This is a genomic window from Salinivibrio sp. AR640, from assembly GCF_001995405.1.
Classification (GTDB): Bacteria; Pseudomonadota; Gammaproteobacteria; order Enterobacterales; family Vibrionaceae; genus Salinivibrio; species Salinivibrio costicola.
In genome coordinates this window covers 26,107-45,717 of sequence record NZ_MUFD01000018.1, presented here as the reverse complement: position 1 = coordinate 45,717, position 19,611 = coordinate 26,107, and the positions used below count along the sequence as shown (strand labels likewise).

Sequence of the window (19,611 nt, the reverse complement as noted above, 5' to 3'; positions counted from 1 at the left end):
ATGCGTAAGATGATGATCCCGGTTATAGTCTTAGCGGTCGTGATATTTTTGATGTCGATCTTCGTGGTGAGTGAAGGTGAACGCAGTATTGTGATTCGCTTTGGACGTGTCCTGAAAGTGGATAACGAGATCGCGAAAATCTATCAGCCAGGTTTGCACTTTAAGTTGCCGTTGTTTGACCGAGTGAAGACCCTCGACGCGCGCATTCAAACCATGGATGACCGTGCCGATCGCTTTGTTACTGCAGAGAAAAAAGATGTCATTATCGACTCTTATCTGAAGTGGCGAATTAAAGACTTCGGTCAATACTACCTTGCCACAGGGGGCGGTAATAAGATCACCGCTGAGTCGCTGCTGCAACGTCGTATTTCTGACGGTCTGCGTGCCGAAATTGGTAACAAGACCATCAAAGAGATAGTGTCTGAAAAGCGCGACCAAGTCATGGAAGGTGTGTTGGAGCGTGCCGCGGGTGAGGGGATACGTGATTTAGGGATTGAGCTGATTGATTTGCGTATCAAGCGTATCAATCTTCCAAGCGAGATCAGTGAATCCATCTATGCCCGTATGCGTGCAGAGCGTGAAGCAGTGGCGCGTCGTCATCGTGCTCAAGGTCGTGAGCAGGCTGAAATTATTCGCGCACAAGCAGAACTTGAGGTAGCCACGATTCTTTCTCAAGCAGAGCGTCAGGCGCGAATCACACGCGGTGAAGCAGACGCTGAAGTGGCGCAGCTATTTGCTAACGCGTTCAAGAAAGAGCCTGAGTTCTATAGTTTTGTACGTTCGCTACAGGCCTATCGCGAGAGCTTTGACAGCAAGGGCGATATGCTGATTGTTGATCCGAAAAGTGACTTCTTCAAATACATGAAGCAGCCAGATGTGATCGATCAATAAATCGTTATCACCGACAGAAAAGACAAGGCATCGTGCCTTGTCTTTTTTTTATCGGGTAATGATTGCGCACAGTAGCGTTCAATAAAGGAGAAGGAATCATGATGACATTCTGGGGGGCGCTCGCGCTGGTATTAATTATCGAGGGGCTGGGGCCTATGTTATTCCCCAAGCAATGGCGACAAATGGTGACCGAGCTGAGTCAGCAGCCGGATAATCAGTTGCGACGTCTAGGAGGATGTTTAGTGGTGATTGGCGCCGTATTTGCCTATTCCATCTTAGGTTAACAACGCGGCTGTCAGCTTGACGTGACAAACCCATGGAAAGAAAACGACAATACGGTTAAAAAATAACTGCAACCGAGTTTTTAAGGTGCTAGAATCCTTTTTTAACTAGCTGCATATCGAAGAAGATGGGTAATAACGTAGTCGTTCTCGGCACCCAATGGGGTGACGAAGGTAAGGGAAAGATCGTTGATCTTTTGACTGAAGATGCAAAATACGTGGTTCGCTATCAAGGCGGTCACAACGCAGGTCATACTCTTGTCATTGACGGTGAAAAGACCGTCCTACACTTGATTCCTTCTGGTATCCTCCGCAACAACGTTAAATGCATTATCGGTAATGGTGTGGTGCTGTCGCCAGACGCTTTACTGAAAGAAATGGGTGAGCTGGAAGCACGCGGCGTACCCGTGCGTGAGCGCCTATTCCTATCAGAAGCGTGTCCTTTGATCCTGCCTTATCACATTGCGTTGGATGCAGCGCGTGAAAAAGCGCGTGGCAAGAAAGCCATTGGCACCACAGGCCGTGGTATTGGCCCAGCGTACGAAGACAAAGCGGCGCGCCGTGGTTTGCGTGTGGGTGACCTATTCGATAAAGAAGCCTTCGCTGAAAAGCTGAAAGAAGTGATGGAACTCCATAACTTCCAGCTAGAGCACTTCTATAAAGTCGAACCTGTAAGCTATGAAGACACCTTAGCCAAGGTCATGGAGCAAGCAGACATCCTCACCGGTATGGTGATTGATGTCACCCAAGAGCTCGATGATGCGCGTAAACGTGATGACAAAATCATGTTCGAAGGCGCACAAGGCACCTTGCTAGATATTGATCACGGCACTTATCCGTATGTCACCTCCTCAAACACTACCGCTGGCGGTGTGGCTGCAGGCTCTGGTTTTGGTCCTCGTCATCTTGGTTATGTGCTAGGTATCGCCAAAGCCTATTGCACGCGAGTAGGGGCAGGTCCGTTCCCAACAGAACTTGATGACGACATTGGTATGCATCTCGGCACTAAGGGTGCGGAGTTTGGTGCAACCACGGGTCGTAAGCGTCGTTGTGGTTGGTTTGACGCGGTGGCTATGCGCCGTGCCGTGCAGATTAACTCGGTCTCGGGTTTCTGCTTAACTAAGCTGGACGTGATGGACGGTTTGGAAGAAATCAAAATCTGCACCGGTTACAAGATGGCAGACGGTTCAACGGTTGAGGTGTCTCCACTAGCTGCTGACGCGTATGAGCACATCGAGCCTATCTATGAAAGCATGCCGGGCTGGAGTGAAAACACCTTTGGAGTGAAATCTCTCGACGAGTTACCACAAGCTGCACTTGATTACATCAAGCGTATTGAAACCTTGACTGGCGTGCCGATTGATCTAATTTCAACTGGCCCAGACCGTAATGAAACCATCATTAAGGTTCATCCTTTCGAGAGCTAATGCTTGCGCGAAGACAAACCATGAAGCCAGCGTTTAACGCTGGCTTTTTTTATCGCTATTGGACGAGGTTGGAACCCAGATCGTGTGGAAAGCGGAAAAAACTTGCCGCCTTTGCTAAAGTCACTAAGCAGGGTGCCGATACAAAAAAGCACACGGCGAGCGTGCGCGTTGCTGTTGGGTTTCTTGGTTGAATAGCGAGTAGGCATGAAGTTTCGAACGCTGAGTTTTTCACTTTTACTAACGGTAACGACGTTGGCAACAGCAACCGCGAGAGCGGATGTGGGGCCGGCGGTGCCCTTGTATGAAGAAAGTGAACTGATCGCCTTATTCGAGACCAACTCACACCTTGAGCGTGTGGAACAAGATGAATGCCAACTCGTACAAGACATCGAAGTACGGGCAACACGTGTGGGATCTCCCGCCTATGAGTTCTTGTACGGCGATATGTTGGCGTGGGGCGTATGCGTTGATCAAGATGCCGAGCTCGGTGTGTATTACATGAAACAGGCTGCGCAGCAAGGGTTACCTGCGGCATTGGAGCAGCTAGGGCGATACTATGCGAATGGGACCTTGGTGCAGCAAGATCAACGACGCGCGATTCCTTACCTGCGCGAAGCCGCTTCATTGGGGGATACCCGCGCGCGAATTCAACTGGCCGAGTTGCTGGTGGATGACGTCGGTTCACCGCTTGATTATGAGGATGCTTATCGCTGGTTATATCAGACCATTACCGCAGACTCTGGCACGCGTGATCGTATTGCCGAATTACGCTCAGCGCTTGAAGCGCGAATGCCTCAGAATATTATCGCTCGCGCTAAAAGACGCACCAGTTACTGGTAACCACCAGCCTCTGACTGTAGGCGATTTTATCGTCAAAATCCGCTATACTCCCTTTACTCATCTGTTCCCAATCTGATTTGATATGGCCAGTTCGCCATGTTCCTCTCGTTGCCTACAAGCAAAGCGCTGAAACAAAACGTCAAACTGCGATCATCGCGGCGCAATCGCGACAGTTAACAGATATAATGAAATCAACATACGCCAATAGGAAAAGGTCTATGTCGCAAGACACAGGTTCGACAAATAATACGCCAAACAACATCGCTGCGGATCCACACCAGGCCCGTGAAGCTGAAAAATATGAAAATCCGGTTCCCAGCCGAGAGCACTTGCTGGAAGTGATCCGCAGCTTTAAGGCGCCAGTGAGCCGCGACAATCTGTTTACCCATCTCGGTTTAGACGGCGATGATCAGTATGAAGGTTTACGTCGACGCCTGCGCGCCATGGAGCGTGATGGACAATTGGTGTTCACCCGTCGTCAATGCTATGCCTTGCCCGAGCGTCTGGATCTGATTAAAGGGACCGTCATTGGTCACCGTGATGGTTTTGGCTTCTTGCGCCCTGAAGGGAAAGGCAATCATGACGATTGGACGTTACCGTATCATCAAATGCGTAGCGTGATGCATGGCGATGTCATTTTGGCGCAAGGTGTTGGCACCGATAAGCGCGGTCGCCAAGAAGCCCGTGTCGTGCGAGTGTTGGAAGCACGTCAAGGCCAAATCGTTGGGCGTTATTTTGTCGAAGATGGTATGGGCTTTGTCGTGCCAGACGACAGCCGCCTGGGCCAAGATATCGTGATTGATAAAGATCACACTCAGGGCGCGCGTATGGGCAATGTAGTGGTGGTTGAGATCATGCAACGTCCTACTCGCCAAACCAACCCAATGGGTAAGATTGTTGACGTGCTGGGCGAAAACATGGCGCCGGGCATGGAAATTGAAATCGCGATGCGCACCCATGATATTCCTCATCAATGGCCGGATGCCGTGCTCAAGCAAGTTAAAAGTTTGAACGAGGAAGTGCCGGAAAAAGCGAAAGAAGGCCGCGTTGATCTACGCGATCTGCCGCTGGTGACCATCGACGGTGAAGATGCCCGTGACTTTGATGATGCGGTCTACTGTGAACGTAAACGTTCTGGTGGCTGGCGTTTGTGGGTGGCAATTGCCGATGTTAGTTACTATGTGCGGCCTGATTCTGCGCTGGATAAAGAAGCGCAAAACCGCGGTAACTCGGTGTACTTCCCCAACCAAGTGGTGCCCATGTTACCAGAAGTGCTTTCCAACGGCCTATGCTCGCTCAATCCACAGGTTGATCGTCTATGTATGGTCTGTGAAATGACAATTTCTGAGTCAGGCGCACTATCCGGCTACAAGCACTATGAAGCGGTGATGAACTCACATGCGCGTTTAACCTACACCAAGGTGTCTAACATCTTAGAGGGTGATGAGACCTTGCGAGAGCGTTATCACACCTTGGTTCCACATCTAGAAACCTTGCACGATATGTACAAGGTGCTCAGTGGGGCTCGCCAACAACGCGGCGCCATTGAGTTTGAGACAGTAGAAACCCAATTTATTTTCAACGCACAGCGTAAAATCGACCGTATTGTGCCGGTGGAGCGCAACGATGCGCACAAGATCATCGAAGAATGTATGATTCTTGCCAACGTCGCCTCTGCGCGTTTTGTCGAGAAGCATAAAGAGCCAGCATTATATCGTGTTCACGAAGCACCGGGTGAAGAACGTCTTAGTGGCTTTAAAGATTTCTTAGGCGAGTTAGGCTTAAGCCTGAGTGGCGGCCTAGAGCCGACGCCGAAAGATTACGCGGCACTGATGCACGTGGTCCATGGTCGCGCGGACAGTGAGCTTATCCAGACCATGTTGCTCCGCTCGATGAAGCAAGCGGTGTATCAAGCGGATAACCAAGGTCACTTTGGTTTGGCGCTAAAACAATACGCCCACTTTACCTCGCCTATTCGTCGTTATCCGGATTTACTGTTGCACCGTGCACTCAAATACTTGATTGCCAAACAAGCGGGTAAAAACCAAGACCGTTGGACCCCGACCGGTGGCTACCACTACTCATTTGACGATATGGATGTGCTCGGCGAGCAGTGTTCAAAAACCGAGCGTCGCGCCGATGATGCCACCCGTGATGTGTCGGATTGGCTTAAATGCGAATATATGCAAGATCACGTTGGCGATGAACTGGAAGGCGTGATTGCCAATGTCACCGGTTTTGGCTTCTTTGTTCGCCTCAATGAGCTGCATATCGATGGTTTGGTCCATATCTCTAACCTAGATAACGACTATTACCGTTTTGATATGGTAGGTCAGCGTCTGGTGGGCGAAGGCTCTGGCCGCGTGTTCCGACTTGGCGATCAGGTAACGGTTAAAGTGCTGTCAGTGAATCTTGATGAGCGACAAATTGACTTTGAACTGGTAGGCTCTGAGCGCAAAGCCCGTCGCCCGGGTAAAACCGAACGCGATAAGCGCAAAAAAGGTCGTGCGGAGTCGAATAAAGATCCGCAAGCGCGCCGTGAGCGAACCTCGGTACGTCAACAGCTTAAACGCGGTGCGGTGCCCAGTGTTGAGGGCGATAAGGCGCCGGCGGATAAGCCAAGCAAAAAGAGTAAAGTAAAGTCGCCTGCGCAAAAAGCACGCAAGAAAAAGGCGAAAAAACAAAAAGCCGAAGCGGGTAAGAAAAAGAAGTAAATCATGAGTAGTGAAGTTATTTACGGCATTCATGCCGTCCAAGCGATTTTAGCAACCGATCCTTCCCGCTTTATTGAAGTGATGGTATTAAAAGGGCGTCAAGACGAGCGTTTGGTCCCCGTGCTCAATGACATTGCGATGCTGGGCGTGAGTATTCAGCAAGTGGGCCGCAAAGCGTTAGACGACAAAACTCAAGGTGCGTCGCATCAGGGGATTGTTGCCCGTGTCAAACCGGGTCGTCAGTACAACGAGAATGACTTGGAGGCGATCCTCGCTAATACCGAGAACCCTTTGTTGCTGGTACTTGACGGTGTCACCGACCCGCATAATTTGGGGGCTTGCCTGCGCACTGCCGATGCAGCCGGAGTGAGTGCGGTCATCGTTCCGAAAGATAAATCTGCTCAGCTTAACGCGACGGCACGCAAAGTGGCCTGTGGCGCAGCTGAAGTGGTACCTTTGGTGCGTGTTACCAACTTAGCGCGTACCATGCGTGCGCTCAAAGAGCAGGGCGTGTGGTTTGTGGGCACGGCCGGTGAAGCCGATCATGATGTTTACGACACCAAATTGGTGGGGCCGCTAGCCTTAGTGATGGGCGCGGAAGGAGACGGCATGCGCCGTTTGACCCGTGAAACCTGTGATGAGCTAATTCGTATTCCCATGTCAGGAAGCGTATCGAGCTTGAACGTATCCGTGGCAACTGGTGTCTGTTTGTATGAAGCGGTGCGTCAGCGTCGTTAAGTGCCTTGTCTCTTGTCCACCGTTGAAGAAAAACGCCCCTGTTGGGGCGTTTTGTCATTTTGGGAAGTGAACAATCGTTACAGTAATTGCCAAACTGCGGTACTGCCCGGCTTTTCGCCTTGGGTCCACCACTTGGCTTGGTAGCGTTGGTTGTTATATTCAACTTCAGCGCCGCCGGAATAAGCGACGGTCGCTTGCCATTCACTGCTTTGGTTGGCTTGGCTATCCCCGACGCGCTCCCATGGATCGCCTTGGTCTGGGCGCTGGCCTTTGGTCCACCACTTGGCCCGATACTCAACCCCTTTATACAGGACGCGATCGCCGCCGACATACACGGTATTTTCATCCCACGTTGGCAAGCCACTGGCCGGCGTCACGGTCACCGTGAATTGCGCTTGCGTGGTTTTGTCGCCATCGCTGACCTCGACCGTGACCACATAGTCGCGATTCTCCGTCACGGTGGGTGCCGTTAGCGTCACCTGATCACCGCTGCCAGAAACGGCCAGATCGCCGGATGCACGGTAGGTGTAGCTGAGTGTATCGCCATCTGGGTCGTTTGCCTCAATCGTCACGCGGGTTTGCTCACCGCTTTTCAGGCTAACTGGGGCGATAGGTGCCACGGTAGGGGCTTGGTTTTCACCCAGTACCACTACCTCGATAGTCGCATTGGCCTCGGCACGGGCTTGACCATCCGATACTGTCACCGACAGGGAATAATCGGTGCTGGTGCTCACATCGGGGGCGGTCACCGTGACCGAATCCGTGTCGCTATTAGTCAGGGTCAGCGCCGTATCGCCTTGCCAGCGATAGGTCAGGGCATCGCCATCCCGATCGCGCCCATTGGCCGCAATGGTTAATGATTCTCCCGGCGCCAGCGTATAGCTTTGTTGTGCGATACTCACAGTTGGGGCGTTGTTGACTGGCGGCTGACCATCCTGTGCTAAGCCCTCGTGCATCGCGTTGAGGATATCGCCATTGTCGGCATCTATTTCCCAGGCAAACAAACCGGCGAAGTTGTGATTACGCACATACTGGCCTTTGGCTTTGACCGATCGTGGGTTGTCGTAAGTGACCAGCTTGCCGTTGTCAGGGTTCCAAATGTAGGCCGCTTCAGCTTGCTCATCATAACCGGTTTGAAAGCCATTGATGCCGTTACCCGCGCTGCCGAGCATTGATTTGACGACGCCTTTGTAGTCAATCACGCCCGCTTCCCAAATACCATCAGCGGTGCTGCCTTTGATCGGGCCGTTACCGGGCGCGGTCATCGGGTTGCTAGGATCGGTTGCATTGGCAGGGAAAACGCCTTCCCAACCACGACCGTACATCGCGGTACCGATCACCATTTTTTCCGGTGGCACGCCGCTTTCTAGCAGTAATTGCACGCCATTATCGAGCGTGTAGGCCGGGCCTTTGCGAGGTTCGCCGTTGTCATCGACACCGGTACCATCACATTCCCCCGCGCTCATATGGCTGCCACAGTAAATGGCAGTTTGGTGGCCGGTGACATTATTCCATGCACCGAAAAAGTCGTAGGTCATGGCAAAGATGTAATCCATGTACGGCGCGCTGGCGCTGTAATCGACGTTAGCGATTTTGTCATAACCGGCACCGACGGCCGAGGTGAGTTGGTACTCACGGCCGGTGTCGGCCTCGAGCTCATCCAACATCGAGCGCAGCTCACGCATTAAGGCCGCGTAGGCTTGGCTGTCTTTATCTGGATTGCCCAAATCTGGGTTGGCACCACCACCGCCTGGGTATTCCCAGTCAATGTCGACCCCGTCATAGAATTTCCAGGTTTGTAGGAACTCTTTCATCGAGGCGACAAAGACGTCACGGTTGGCCTTGTCGGTGAAATCATAGAAGGGGTCTGATAGGGTCCAGCCGCCAACGGAGGGGAGAATTTTCAGATCAGGGTAGCGCTGCTTGAGCGCCATCATTTGCGCGTAGGTGCCACCTATCGGATCTTTGGCCGGTGTGCCGGGCAGCTTTTTCTGAATCGCCGCCCATGGGTCATGGATTGCCACTTCATAGTCTTCTGAGCCTTGGCAAGCGAGCTCAAGTGCGCGCAAGCTGTTGCCATTTTCGATGTCGCCCAATGACTCATTGGGGCCACAAATGGGGATAAAGCCATACAAGATGTGGGTGAGATTCCCCGCGGGCACCTGACTGACATCGAAGTTACGACCATAAATGCCCCATTCGACAAAGTATGCCCCCACCACGGTATCAGGCTGTTTGGGATAGTCATTGTTGTTGGGGTCGACATTCATCGGCAGTGGGTCAAGATGGACGCCGTCGGTGTCTGCGATCACGATGGGTTTGGCGGCACTGGTCGCACACTGACCATCGACGCCCCCTTCACACAAGGCGAGTTTAAGCTGGTGACGACCGCCTTTGTCATAGGGGAAAGTGACTGTTCCGGATTGGGTGCCTGCCGGTAAAGTGCCTTGATTGACCACCTGATCGTCAAAGTACACCTTGTAGCTGTCACCGCCATCACCGGACCAGGCATTCCATTTAATTTCAATTTGGACTTCATCCACGCGCTGCACCAGATCTTTGTACGATCCGCGGCCATATTCATCGACTTCAACAAAAGAATAGTTTTGTGGCTTCCAGTCCAAACTTGGGGTTGAAGGGGCCGCCACGGCGTGGCTGGCGCCCAGTGCCCCAGCAATCGCCAGAGAGAGTAGGGTTATTGGCTTCATGTTTGCTCCTTATTGTGTCACGCGTTGCCAAACAAGGGCAGCGCCGGGTTGCTCGTTTCTAGTCCACCATTTTGCTTGGTAGATGTTGTCGCCGTAGCGCACGCGATCCTTGGCCACATAGACCTCAGATGCGCGCCATGCGGGCAGGTTGCTGGTGGGTTCGTCGGTAGCCGGGATCACCGACAGGTTGAAGCTATAGCTATCGTGATGGCTAAAGACTTGGTTTTGCACCACGTCATCGGCATTAAACTGGATCTCGCCGTGGCGCATCACCCCGATACGCAAGGGCTCGTTAGCTTGTTTTTCGATAAGGCTCGCCAGTGCGTGTGGCCAATTCGCCACATTTTGGTCCGTCAGGGTGAGAGTGACATCCACCACTTCTTGGCCTTGGCGGTTGTGCAAGCGGGCCCGCACGCGATCGCCCAATGCTGCCATTTGTGGATGTGGGACAAAGTATCCTAGCTCGTGCCATTGGGCGGGGGCGGTCTGACTAGGGGTGATGGTGATGTCGGCACAGTTGTAGAAGCCTTCTCCGGCCGGATCAATACGTTGCCAACGGCTATAGAGAATGGCATCACCTTGACGATCGGCGGGCAGGGTCACGGTCATCTCGTAATACCGGTTACCGTCATCGCCAACCACAATGGGCAGGTCGCCAAAGGTGTCGATCTTTTCGAGATCGTCCCACGTCAGCGCATCGGTCGCGCCGTTGTAGTCTGGCTTGGTCAGATAAATTTCCCAAAAGCTTGGGTTGTGCGGTGTGGTGGCGCGAAAACGCACGTCAATTTGCCCATTGCCATCTGGGGTGACTTCGGTCCGTTGCCAATCTGGTGAGGGCAAACTGATCCCGGCTTTATTGGGATCGCCGGCGCCACATAAGTTGCCATCGGTAACGGCCGCTTTCACCGCATCCATATTGCGATAATCCGCCACCAATTGCGCCGATTCATGGTGTTGTACAAACGGGTAGTGCCCCGACTCTAAGAACGCAGCGCGACAGGCGGCGTTAGGGATACCTGACCCATCTGAAGGCCACCAATAGCCCCCTTGCTCATGGCAAATCGCCTGGCGGGCTTTGGGGCTTTCTAAATAGCCATGTGCCATCACCTGTGTACTGCATGCCGCCAATGCAAGGGCGATGGCGGTACGGTAGGAAAGTTGAGTAAACGAAGACTTGAACATAACGACTCCTTAACGGGGGCACGAAGCCCCCGCATTCAAGACCAGAAATGGATTAGAGGCTGCAGACTTGGCGCCAAGCTTGACCACCGGGTGCCGCTTGGGTCCACCACTTGGCTTCCCACACCGCCTCTTGGTAGATAAGTTGGTCGCCACCGCTGGCATGATTGCCCCCGTTAGGCCAGTTGGGGTAGGTACTCAGGCTGGCGATATCGACGTCAGGACACTGAGACTCTCCGCCACTTTGGCTGGTGCTACCGGGGAGCGCAGGCGGAAGGCTTGGATACTCCTGCTTCACCGCATAGCGCTGGCCATTTTTTTCGATGGTGATATTGGTTGGGTTGGTGATAGGCATGTAGTACATCACCTGAGCGTCCAAGGTTTCACCCGGCTTAAAGCTTTGCTCTATACCACCCCATTCGTTAATCAAGGTGATGGCAAAGCGATGATGGGTGGCATCAAACCCGCCGATGTTGTTACCACTGGCATTGCTGCTATCACGCACGACTTCCATGCGCAGCTTTTTCTGGGCGTTCCAGTCAGATTTAAAAATGGCCGAGGTAGACACTGGCACATCAAAGCTGATGGTGGCGCCCGATAAGTCCAGATCGGAGTGGTTGGTAAAGCGGAACGTGGGGCGAATAGGGTAGTTGTCATCGCCCACTGGGAAGTTCAGCGCGTCAAACGTGACATCCACTTGCTCGCTTGGCACTTGGAAGTTGGCGTCGCCACGTTGTAGTGAGTAGTCGCTGCCCGCTTGCTTAAAGGTTTGGTACGCCAGAGAGGTCAGGGTGTCACCCATAAAGTAGGCTTGACGCTGATCATCATAGCGATAATCCCCCGCCAGCTCCCAGAACATCACCCCGCCTAGGCCCCTATTGACCACGTAGTCGACCTTTTCGGCCATCGAGGTTTCGTCTTCCATCGATAGGAATACGCGTTTTTCTTCGTTCCAAACCCACGGCGCTTTGGCGATGTCATCGTAGTAACGCTGATAACTACCAGTAAGGCGATCAGTGGGGTCTTGCTCAGGATCAAGTCCGTATTCCGCCGCATAGGCCGGTAGTTTGCCGTCGAGCAAGTTTTTCACATGCCATAAAGGGTTGGAGCCGGCAGGCACTTCGTTGCCGAGCTCGTCCACATCATGCCAAAGGTTATCTATCCCGACTGCACCGTTGCCGCATTTGTTTTTCTCACCGACACCGGTGCCGGCTGGGCACTCGCTTTGGTTTGGCAATGGCGCGCGTCCCCAAAGGCCTTTGTCGCCACCTTGCACGTCTTTAAAGCCGCGGGTGTAATACGGGATACCGATATTGATACGGCCGGGTGACATACCGCCCATAAAATAGGTGGCTGCCCAGTCGGCATTTAAATAACCAATCCCTTCAAATTCAGGGGTTTGGTAGACATTCCACTGTTTAAGCTCCGAGTCTTCGCCGGTGTCGTACAGCGGCGCTTGATGGCCAACATGATCGTTCCATGCCCCGTGCAGGTCATAGCTCATGATGTTGACGTAATCTAAGTATTGGGTGGTTTGGAAGGTTTCCATGCCGCGTAATAAGTAACCCGATGACGGTGCGGCGATGGTCAGCATATAGTGCTTGTCATCTTGCGCACTGGCTTTATCGAGTGCTTCACGCAGTGACTTCATCAGCACTTGATAGGATTTATTCAAGTGCGCACGACGTAGGTTGGAGTACTCGAAATCGTCAGGGTGGCCAGAGTCTTTCATTGATGATGGGTATTCATAATCAATGTCTAGACCATCAAAGCCATACTGGCGCAAGAAGGCGACGGCACTGTCGGTGAAAGCTTTAATGCCAGCTTGGTTGACGCTGCCATCGGCATTGGTGGTCATGGTGTAGAAGCCACCACTATCAACGCGCTCGCCGTTTTCATCGAAGTAGCCCCCGGTTTCGGCCCAGCCACCCACGGAGATCAGTGTTTTCACGTCGGGGTGCTGCTTTTTATACTTGTTGAGTAAGTTAAAGTGGCCTTTGTACGGCAGGGTTGGATCCATCTCTGCGCCGGCCACGCCCGGCCAGGTCATTTGGGTCGCGGGGTTATCGGGGGCATTGGGATCGCCGATAGACAGTTGGTTGTCCGCGTTGATGTGGGCAAAGGCGTAGTTAATGTGGGTGATCTTGTCCCAAGGAATATCGCTGACTAAATAAGCGGGCTGGCCGTTGGCGCCGTTTCGCCAGCTGGTGAAATAGCCAATGACACGGCGAGGGTGATCGGCGCCCATGTCTTCAAGGCCGTTTTCGTCATACACAGAGCAATACGGCACCTCGACATCTGGGGTGGTGTATAAACCAGCCGGACGACAGGTATACTTATCGCCGCCGGTTTGGTCATCACCCACCACCTGTTGCAATGTCTGGATGTCGGTAGCGCCTTTGTCGTCGGTCACGGTGAGAGTAAATGTAAAACGACCCGTTTGTTCGGCTTGCCAGCGAATGGCGGTTGCTTCTGCACCTTCATACAATAGGGTGTCGCCTTGTGAGAGCGCGAATGAGGTCACTGTGCCATCAGTGTCTGTCCCGGCGAGGGTGAAGATGAGTGTGTCACCAACCTCAATCGGTCCAGACGGAGAGACGGTTAAGGTTGCGGTAGGGGCTTGGTTGACGCTACCAGCGCACTGGCCGAGGATTTTCCACGCTTTCCATTCGCCAGATTGGGTGGCCGGGTCGGCTTGCGTCCACCACCTCGCTTCATAGGCGGTGTTATCTGTTTTTACTTGATCCCCTTTAGTGTAGGTATTGCCATTCTGCCAATCGGATAATGGCTGGCAATCAACTGCAGCGTGTACGCTGGGGCTACTTAATGCGAGCCCTGCCAAACCAAGTGCGACCATACGCGATGGTGTTACTATCTTCATATTTTGCTCCAAAAATTTTTGAAACGAATTTCATCAATACAGTCAGTGATTGATGAGGTCTTCCCCTACGCTTTTTGCACTAAAAACGGCTTTTCCGCTCAAGCATAGGCAATAAAAAGATTATTTTGGGCATTAACTGCCAAGAAAAGGAGGCGGGAATGTCATAATTTGAGCGTGGGTTCATAAATTAATTATTGGTAAAAAAGAAGTGCATCCATAGCGTGATGTTGGTGGTAATTCGCACATAATTGACAGTTTGCAGGCTTGATTTCTTATTTTTTTTGAAATTGGTCATTCTTTTTCGGGGGTTCATGGAACAACCAACCGATAAAGACAAAATCCGTTTGCTTATGACGCTGCAATTCTGTACTATCTCGCGCCTGATTCTCGGTCTTTTCTTTTCCGTTCCTTGCTTCCGCTGGACGACCGAGCCAATTGTGGAAGCTGATTAATCCGTAAGGAGCAACTCAATGCGTCATTACGAAATCGTATTCATGGTGCACCCTGATCAGAGCGAGCAAGTTGCTGGCATGATCGAGCGTTACACTGCGTCTATTAAAGATGCAGGCGGTCAGATCCACCGTCTAGAAGACTGGGGCCGTCGCCAACTGGCTTACCCAATCAACAAACTGCACAAAGCACACTACGTTATGATGAACGTAGAAGCCGAGCAGGCTGTGATTGACGAGCTAGAAAGCATGTTCCGCTTCAACGACGCAGTGATCCGTAACATGATCATGCGTACTAAAGACGCTATCACTGAGCCATCTGTCATGATGAAGGCTAAAGAAGAGCGTACTGCTAAGCGTGAAGATCGCCCTGAGCGTGAAGAGCGTGCGGAAGCGAAGCCAGAAGCAAAAGCGGAAGCTGAAGCTGAAGGCGAAAACGCAGCTGAGTAATTGCTGTGATGACCAATCGGTTGGAGCTTGCTGGTGTTATCAGTAAAGGTCCGGTCCGTCGCCAAAGCCCTGCAGGCGTTCCGCACTGTCACTTTGTGTTAGAGCATCGTTCCACGCAGGTTGAAGCTGACTTCCCTCGACAAGTTTTTTGTCGTTTATCTGTGGTTGTGAGTGGGCAAGGGTCAACACAACAAACGCAAAATTTAGCTTTAGGTAGCCATATCAAGGTAAGCGGTTTTATCGCTTACCAGACCAGCCGACAAGGCGAGGGAAAATTGGTATTGCATGCCGACACTATTATAGACATTTAGATCAGGAGATAAGCCCATGGCACGTTTCTTCCGTCGTCGTAAATTCTGCCGTTTCACTGCAGAAGGCGTCACAGAGATCGATTACAAAGATGTAGCGACTCTAAAAAATTACATTACCGAATCAGGTAAAATCGTACCTAGCCGTATCACTGGTACTCGTGCTAAGTATCAGCGTCAACTGGCTCGTGCTATCAAGCGCGCTCGTTACCTGGCCCTGCTGCCGTACACTGACAAGCATCAGTAATCGGAACTGTCCAAGTTAGAGAGGATTGAAGAATGCAAGTTATTCTACTTGATAAAATCGGTAACCTGGGTGGCCTAGGTGATCAGGTAACTGTTAAATCTGGTTATGCACGTAACTTCCTTATCCCTCAGGGTAAAGCTGTTATGGCAACCAAAGCCAACATTGAACATTTTGAAGCACGTCGTGCTGAGCTAGAAGCAAAAGTTGCTGAGCAACTGGCTGCTGCTCAAGCGCGTGCTGAGAAAGTTGAAGCACTAGAAGCGGTTGAAATCGCTTCGAAAGCGGGTGATGAAGGTAAACTGTTTGGTTCTATCGGTACCCGTGATATCGCTGACGCTGTGACTGCAGCGGGCGTTGAAATCGCTAAAAACGAAGTTCGTCTACCAGAAGGCGCACTGCGTCACACTGGCGAGTACGAAATCAGCGTGCAACTGCACTATGATGTTTTCGCGACCGTCAACGTGAACGTTGTTGCTATGTAATTAGCAACAAGGTTTCGATAAAAAGCCAGCCTTCGGGTTGGCTTTTTGTTTTTCAGCGGTTTATAACCATTGATAACGAATACCGACCGTGAACATACTGTCGCGATTTTTTAGTCCCGGAGGGACATCTGTCATGTAAGTCTGTTTGCTGGTTATTTTTATCGATAACTTTTCAGTAATGGTCGATGCCAAAGTGAGTGATCCTTCGACACTGGTATTACTGCTCCCTGAAATAATAATACTTCTTCCTTCTAAACTGACATTATCGAGCATATGCCACTCTCCTCTTGCCTGTCCACGTATCACTGATTCACTGACTGAGTAAGGCATGATCAAATCGTCATCATCAATTTCATCGACGTTCGGTTGTTGGTAACGAAAACCTGGGCCTATCTCGGTGCTTAATGTGACCTTAGCGTTTTGAAGCCAGTGATAACCTAAACCCGTTGCCAGCATAAAATCGTCATAATAAGGGCCGTAACGGTCGGCGACATAAGTGGCATTGAGTAGCGCATAGCTTCTGTCACCAAGTAGCATATTAGCTTGCGACTCTAGCTCTGTTTTACGTTTGTCCTCTTCACCATCTTTTTCAACTTGCAACAGGCTAATGCTGGCTTGATAACTGTATTGCTCAACTTGATATTGACCTGTGAGCGCATTATTGATGGTTTGAGAATCTGAGTTACCACCGAGGCGCTGATAACCGAGCGAAATATCGGCTGACCAAGGTGATTCTGATGTTTTATTATCGTCACTTGCATAGGCAGGGACCCCGCATACCATCCAAATTGATAACCACACGGGCTGACAAAAAGACTTCACTACTTTCATCTCACGCAATCTAAGGCGCCGCTATGCTAAGCGCTGTTTGCATTGTGATAGTCAAATTTGGGTTAGAATTCGAGGAGGTCATTCAGCGCTTGGAAAAAAATGTCTCATGGGGCAGCGTCCCACGAGGACAGCGGGTATAATGACCTCCATTAGCAATAGGTGAGTTTTTATGGCAGACAATCGTAAACCCGCAAAAGATCAGCAAGTCGCTAACCTCAAAGTGCCACCACACTCGATAGAGGCCGAGCAGTCGGTTTTAGGTGGTTTAATGTTGGATAATGAACGCTGGGATGCGGTTGCGGAAAAAGTCGTCGGCCATGATTTTTATAGCCGACCCCATCGGTTGATTTATGAATCGACCAAATCGCTACTGGATGAGGGGAAGCCGCTTGATCTCATCACCTTGTCTGAGCATCTCGAAAAGGCGGGAACGCTCGACGATGTGGGCGGCTTTGCTTACTTGGCGGAGCTGGCGAAAAACACCCCGAGCGCCGCTAACATTGTGGCGTATGCCGACATTGTGCGTGAGCGCGCCATGGTACGGAACCTGATCGGGGTGGCCAATGAAATTGCCGATGCGGGCTATGATACCCAAGGGCGAAGCTCAGAAGATTTGCTCGATATGGCGGAGAGTAAAGTCTTCGCGATTGCTGAGTCTCGGACCAGTGAAACCGAAGGTCCACAGCACATTGACTCGGTACTGAGTCGCACCCTAGAGCGCATTGAAGAGCTGTTCAAGTCACCGCAAGACGGGGTTACCGGGGTATCGACGGGTTTTACCGATCTTAATAAGAAAACGGCAGGCTTACAGCCCTCTGATCTCGTTATCGTCGCGGCACGACCATCGATGGGTAAAACGACCTTTGCGATGAACTTGTGTGAAAACGCAGCCATGGATCAAGAAAAGCCTGTATTGATTTTCTCGCTCGAGATGCCGGCTGAGCAGCTGATGATGCGTATGTTGGCCTCGTTATCACGAGTTGACCAAACCAAGATCCGAACCGGCCAATTAGATGATGAAGATTGGGCGCGTATCTCGTCCTCGATGGGGATCTTGATGCAGAAAAAGAACATGTACATCGATGATAGTTCCGGCCTAACACCGACTGATGTGCGCTCGCGAGCCCGCCGTGTGGCGCGCGAACATGGTGGCGTGAGCATGATCATGGTCGACTATTTGCAACTGATGCGCGTGCCAGGGTTACAAGAAAACCGGACCTTGGAAATTGCTGAAATTTCGCGTTCACTGAAAGCGCTCGCGAAAGAGCTGAATGTGCCTGTAGTGGCGCTATCGCAGCTTAACCGTTCGTTGGAGCAACGTGCTGATAAGCGCCCCGTTAACTCGGACCTGCGTGAGTCGGGTGCGATTGAGCAAGATGCTGACTTGATCATGTTTATTTATCGTGACGAAGTCTACAACCCAGAAAGTGCCATGAAAGGGATTGCAGAAATCCTGATTGGTAAACAGCGTAACGGTCCAATTGGTAGTGTACGCTTGACCTTCCAAGGCCAGTACTCACGCTTTGATAATTATGCAGGACCCGCGTTTGATGATGAGTGATCTGTCTACCATGACCAATGCGGCTCGCGCCTTCATTGATCCCGAGGCCATGGTGCACAACATCCAAGTGATGCGTCGCAAAGCCCCCGGTAGCAAAGTGATGACAGTGGTCAAATCGGACGGTTACGGTCATGGGCTAACCTCCGTTGCGACGACGTTGGCGCCTTATAGCGATGCCTTTGGGGTGGCGCGGATAGAAGAAGCACTGACGCTGCGTCAAGCGGGCATTACCTTACCCATTGTGCTACTCGAAGGTTTCTACGAAGCGGATGAGCTGCCGTTATTGGTTGAGCACCAACTGACCGCCACGGTGCACTGTGATGAGCAAGTGGCAATGCTGACACAAGCGACCCTATCTTCGCCTTTGTCGGTATGGCTAAAAGTGGACTCAGGCATGCATCGGCTCGGCTTTGAACCGGATCAGGTGCCTGGTGCGCTTTTTGCCCTGCATGCTTGCGACAATGTAGCGCCTGAGATTGGTTACTTGAGTCATTTTGGCTGCGCGGACGAAATGGATAATCCGATCACCCAAGCGCAAATTGACACCTTCTCGCGCGTTACGGAAGGGCTGCCCGGTGAACGCTCATTGGCTGCATCTTCCGGCACGTTATTTTGGCCGCAAAGTCATTTTGATTGGGTGCGCCCAGGTATTTGCCTGTATGGCATTTCCTCTCGTATTGAATTAACAGGCGACGCACTTGGTTTGAAGCCGGCAATGCGCCTGACATCGCGGGTCATGGCTGTGCGTCGTCTCAAAGCTGGCGAGCCGGTAGGTTATGGCGCGCGTTGGCGCAGTTCGCGCGATACCTTGATTGGTGTGATTGCGATCGGCTATGGCGACGGCTATCCGCGTTCTGCACCTGACGGCACGCCCGTATGGCTCAATGGTCGAGAAGTACCGCTGGCTGGGCGCGTCTCAATGGATATGATCACCGTTGATCTGGGTCCAGATGCGACCGATAAGGTGGGTGATGAAGCGGTGTTGTGGGGACCCGAGCTCCCGGTTGAGCGCATCGCGCGCTTGGTTGATACGATTGGTTATGAACTTGTCTGCCAGGTGACAGGCCGCGTCCCACGTCAATATCTAACCAATCCCTCCCCGAGGGGGGGGTGAGCGAAACGCAGTGATACGCTAAACGCCTCGGGACTGCTTTGTCTCGGTTGATTAGCCCGCGGTAGGCGCGCCTTGAAGTGTGACGACCAGCGTACGTGAACCGCCCTGATCACGGTGTTCGCCTAGATAAATCCCTTGCCACGTACCGAGGTTGAGATGTCCTTGAGTGATAGGGACAGTGACACTGGCCCCCAGTAAAGACGCCTTAATATGTGCCGGCATATCATCATCCCCCTCATAGGTATGACGGTAATAGGGCGCACGCTCGGGCACTGAGTGATTAAAATGGGACTCCATATCTTGACGCACGGTGGGGTCCGCATTTTCATTGAGGGTTAAACTGGCTGAGGTATGTTTGACAAATACCTGCATCATCCCCATCTCAATATCATGCAACACAGGCAGTGCGTCGATGATCTCGTCGGTCACAAGGTGAAAGCCTCGAGAGCGCGGGCGTAAGCGAATTTCAGTTTGGTACCACATAAGCAATCCTTGTTGTGATCTCTATCG

Annotated in this window: 17 protein-coding genes; 12 read left to right on the top strand and 5 right to left on the bottom strand. The window is 51.9% G+C overall.

Translation table 11 applies throughout. The features are described from left to right. From hflC to rlmB, 6 genes are all read left to right on the top strand, one after another. A complete protein-coding gene (gene hflC / locus BZG75_RS10250) occupies positions 1 to 891 on the top strand; it encodes a protease modulator HflC (protein ID WP_077576894.1) in 891 nt (296 codons plus the stop codon). A gap of 98 nt (positions 892 to 989) precedes the next feature. Beyond that, positions 990 to 1,175, top strand: a complete 186-nt coding sequence (locus BZG75_RS10245) for a DUF2065 domain-containing protein (RefSeq protein ID WP_077576893.1) — start codon at positions 990 to 992, stop codon at positions 1,173 to 1,175. A gap of 125 nt (positions 1,176 to 1,300) precedes the next feature. After that, entirely contained in the window at positions 1,301 to 2,599 is a 1,299-nt protein-coding gene (locus BZG75_RS10240) for an adenylosuccinate synthase (RefSeq protein WP_077576892.1), read from the top strand. Positions 2,600 to 2,803: 204 nt separating this feature from the next. Further along, positions 2,804 to 3,439 (top strand): flagellar protein MotX, encoded by a 636-nt coding sequence (gene motX, locus BZG75_RS10230; protein ID WP_021023486.1) that lies wholly within the window; start codon positions 2,804 to 2,806, stop codon positions 3,437 to 3,439. 218 nt (positions 3,440 to 3,657) lie between these two features. Further along, positions 3,658 to 6,153 (top strand): ribonuclease R, encoded by a 2,496-nt coding sequence (rnr, locus tag BZG75_RS10225; RefSeq protein WP_077576890.1) that lies wholly within the window; start codon positions 3,658 to 3,660, stop codon positions 6,151 to 6,153. A gap of 3 nt (positions 6,154 to 6,156) precedes the next feature. Next, positions 6,157 to 6,891: a 23S rRNA (guanosine(2251)-2'-O)-methyltransferase RlmB gene (gene rlmB / locus BZG75_RS10220; protein ID WP_077576889.1), complete on the top strand. Its 735-nt coding sequence runs from the start codon at positions 6,157 to 6,159 to the stop codon at positions 6,889 to 6,891. Between the two features lie 77 nt (positions 6,892 to 6,968). Here rlmB and BZG75_RS10215 read toward each other — a convergent pair whose 3' ends face one another. From BZG75_RS10215 to BZG75_RS10205, 3 genes are read right to left on the bottom strand one after another with little or no spacing between them, the layout of a single operon-like run. Beyond that, complete coding sequence (locus BZG75_RS10215; protein WP_077576888.1) at positions 6,969 to 9,599, bottom strand: glycosyl hydrolase family 18 protein; 2,631 nt, start codon at positions 9,597 to 9,599, stop codon at positions 6,969 to 6,971. A gap of 9 nt (positions 9,600 to 9,608) precedes the next feature. Next, positions 9,609 to 10,781, bottom strand: a complete 1,173-nt coding sequence (locus BZG75_RS10210) for a lytic polysaccharide monooxygenase (protein ID WP_077460009.1) — start codon at positions 10,779 to 10,781, stop codon at positions 9,609 to 9,611. Positions 10,782 to 10,833: 52 nt separating this feature from the next. After that, complete coding sequence (locus BZG75_RS10205; protein ID WP_077460008.1) at positions 10,834 to 13,659, bottom strand: glycosyl hydrolase family 18 protein; 2,826 nt, start codon at positions 13,657 to 13,659, stop codon at positions 10,834 to 10,836. Positions 13,660 to 14,129: 470 nt separating this feature from the next. Here BZG75_RS10205 and rpsF point away from each other — a divergent pair, with 470 nt between their 5' ends. Genes rpsF through rplI form a run of 4 tightly spaced genes read left to right on the top strand, consistent with a single transcriptional unit; the run spans position 14,130 to position 15,595 of the window. Beyond that, positions 14,130 to 14,558 carry a 30S ribosomal protein S6 gene (gene rpsF / locus BZG75_RS10200; RefSeq protein WP_077460007.1) on the top strand — a complete coding sequence of 143 codons (429 nt, stop codon included), beginning with the start codon at positions 14,130 to 14,132 and terminating at the stop codon, positions 14,556 to 14,558. An 8-nt stretch (positions 14,559 to 14,566) separates the two neighbouring features. Next, positions 14,567 to 14,869: a primosomal replication protein N gene (priB, locus tag BZG75_RS10195; protein ID WP_021023492.1), complete on the top strand. Its 303-nt coding sequence runs from the start codon at positions 14,567 to 14,569 to the stop codon at positions 14,867 to 14,869. Between the two features lie 16 nt (positions 14,870 to 14,885). Further along, the gene (rpsR, locus tag BZG75_RS10190) at positions 14,886 to 15,113 is read left to right on the top strand and encodes a 30S ribosomal protein S18 (protein WP_021023493.1); all 228 of its coding nucleotides are present in this window, start codon (positions 14,886 to 14,888) and stop codon (positions 15,111 to 15,113) included. Between the two features lie 32 nt (positions 15,114 to 15,145). Continuing rightward, on the top strand, positions 15,146 to 15,595 hold the full coding sequence (gene rplI / locus BZG75_RS10185; RefSeq protein ID WP_021023494.1) for a 50S ribosomal protein L9: 450 nt from the start codon (positions 15,146 to 15,148) through the stop codon (positions 15,593 to 15,595). 60 nt (positions 15,596 to 15,655) lie between these two features. Here rplI and BZG75_RS10180 read toward each other — a convergent pair whose 3' ends face one another. Next, on the bottom strand, positions 15,656 to 16,426 hold the full coding sequence (locus BZG75_RS10180) for a DUF481 domain-containing protein (RefSeq protein WP_077460006.1): 771 nt from the start codon (positions 16,424 to 16,426) through the stop codon (positions 15,656 to 15,658). 169 nt (positions 16,427 to 16,595) lie between these two features. Here BZG75_RS10180 and BZG75_RS10175 point away from each other — a divergent pair, with 169 nt between their 5' ends. Both BZG75_RS10175 and alr read left to right on the top strand, forming a co-directional pair. Beyond that, on the top strand, positions 16,596 to 17,987 hold the full coding sequence (locus BZG75_RS10175) for a replicative DNA helicase (RefSeq protein ID WP_021023496.1): 1,392 nt from the start codon (positions 16,596 to 16,598) through the stop codon (positions 17,985 to 17,987). Beyond that, a complete protein-coding gene (gene alr / locus BZG75_RS10170) occupies positions 17,959 to 19,101 on the top strand; it encodes an alanine racemase (protein ID WP_077576887.1) in 1,143 nt (380 codons plus the stop codon). The genes BZG75_RS10175 and alr overlap by 29 nt, the downstream gene beginning before the upstream one ends. Before the next feature lie 51 nt (positions 19,102 to 19,152). Here alr and BZG75_RS10165 read toward each other — a convergent pair whose 3' ends face one another. After that, entirely contained in the window at positions 19,153 to 19,584 is a 432-nt protein-coding gene (locus BZG75_RS10165; RefSeq protein WP_077576886.1) for a secondary thiamine-phosphate synthase enzyme YjbQ, read from the bottom strand. Between the last annotated feature and the right edge of the window lie 27 nt (positions 19,585 to 19,611).

Excerpts from the sequence above, each read along its gene's own strand:
- hflC (WP_077576894.1), top strand. The coding sequence starts at position 1 with ATGCGTAAGATGATGATCCCGGTTATAGTCTTAGCGGTCGTGATATTT.
- BZG75_RS10245 (WP_077576893.1), top strand. The coding sequence starts at position 990 with ATGATGACATTCTGGGGGGCGCTCGCGCTGGTATTAATTATCGAGGGG.
- BZG75_RS10240 (WP_077576892.1), top strand. The coding sequence starts at position 1,301 with ATGGGTAATAACGTAGTCGTTCTCGGCACCCAATGGGGTGACGAAGGT.
- motX (WP_021023486.1), top strand. The coding sequence starts at position 2,804 with ATGAAGTTTCGAACGCTGAGTTTTTCACTTTTACTAACGGTAACGACG.
- rnr (WP_077576890.1), top strand. The coding sequence starts at position 3,658 with ATGTCGCAAGACACAGGTTCGACAAATAATACGCCAAACAACATCGCT.
- rlmB (WP_077576889.1), top strand. The coding sequence starts at position 6,157 with ATGAGTAGTGAAGTTATTTACGGCATTCATGCCGTCCAAGCGATTTTA.
- BZG75_RS10215 (WP_077576888.1), bottom strand. The coding sequence starts at position 9,599 with ATGAAGCCAATAACCCTACTCTCTCTGGCGATTGCTGGGGCACTGGGC.
- BZG75_RS10210 (WP_077460009.1), bottom strand. The coding sequence starts at position 10,781 with ATGTTCAAGTCTTCGTTTACTCAACTTTCCTACCGTACCGCCATCGCC.
- BZG75_RS10205 (WP_077460008.1), bottom strand. The coding sequence starts at position 13,659 with ATGAAGATAGTAACACCATCGCGTATGGTCGCACTTGGTTTGGCAGGG.
- rpsF (WP_077460007.1), top strand. The coding sequence starts at position 14,130 with ATGCGTCATTACGAAATCGTATTCATGGTGCACCCTGATCAGAGCGAG.
- priB (WP_021023492.1), top strand. The coding sequence starts at position 14,567 with ATGACCAATCGGTTGGAGCTTGCTGGTGTTATCAGTAAAGGTCCGGTC.
- rpsR (WP_021023493.1), top strand. The coding sequence starts at position 14,886 with ATGGCACGTTTCTTCCGTCGTCGTAAATTCTGCCGTTTCACTGCAGAA.
- rplI (WP_021023494.1), top strand. The coding sequence starts at position 15,146 with ATGCAAGTTATTCTACTTGATAAAATCGGTAACCTGGGTGGCCTAGGT.
- BZG75_RS10180 (WP_077460006.1), bottom strand. The coding sequence starts at position 16,426 with ATGAAAGTAGTGAAGTCTTTTTGTCAGCCCGTGTGGTTATCAATTTGG.
- BZG75_RS10175 (WP_021023496.1), top strand. The coding sequence starts at position 16,596 with ATGGCAGACAATCGTAAACCCGCAAAAGATCAGCAAGTCGCTAACCTC.
- alr (WP_077576887.1), top strand. The coding sequence starts at position 17,959 with ATGCAGGACCCGCGTTTGATGATGAGTGATCTGTCTACCATGACCAAT.
- BZG75_RS10165 (WP_077576886.1), bottom strand. The coding sequence starts at position 19,584 with ATGTGGTACCAAACTGAAATTCGCTTACGCCCGCGCTCTCGAGGCTTT.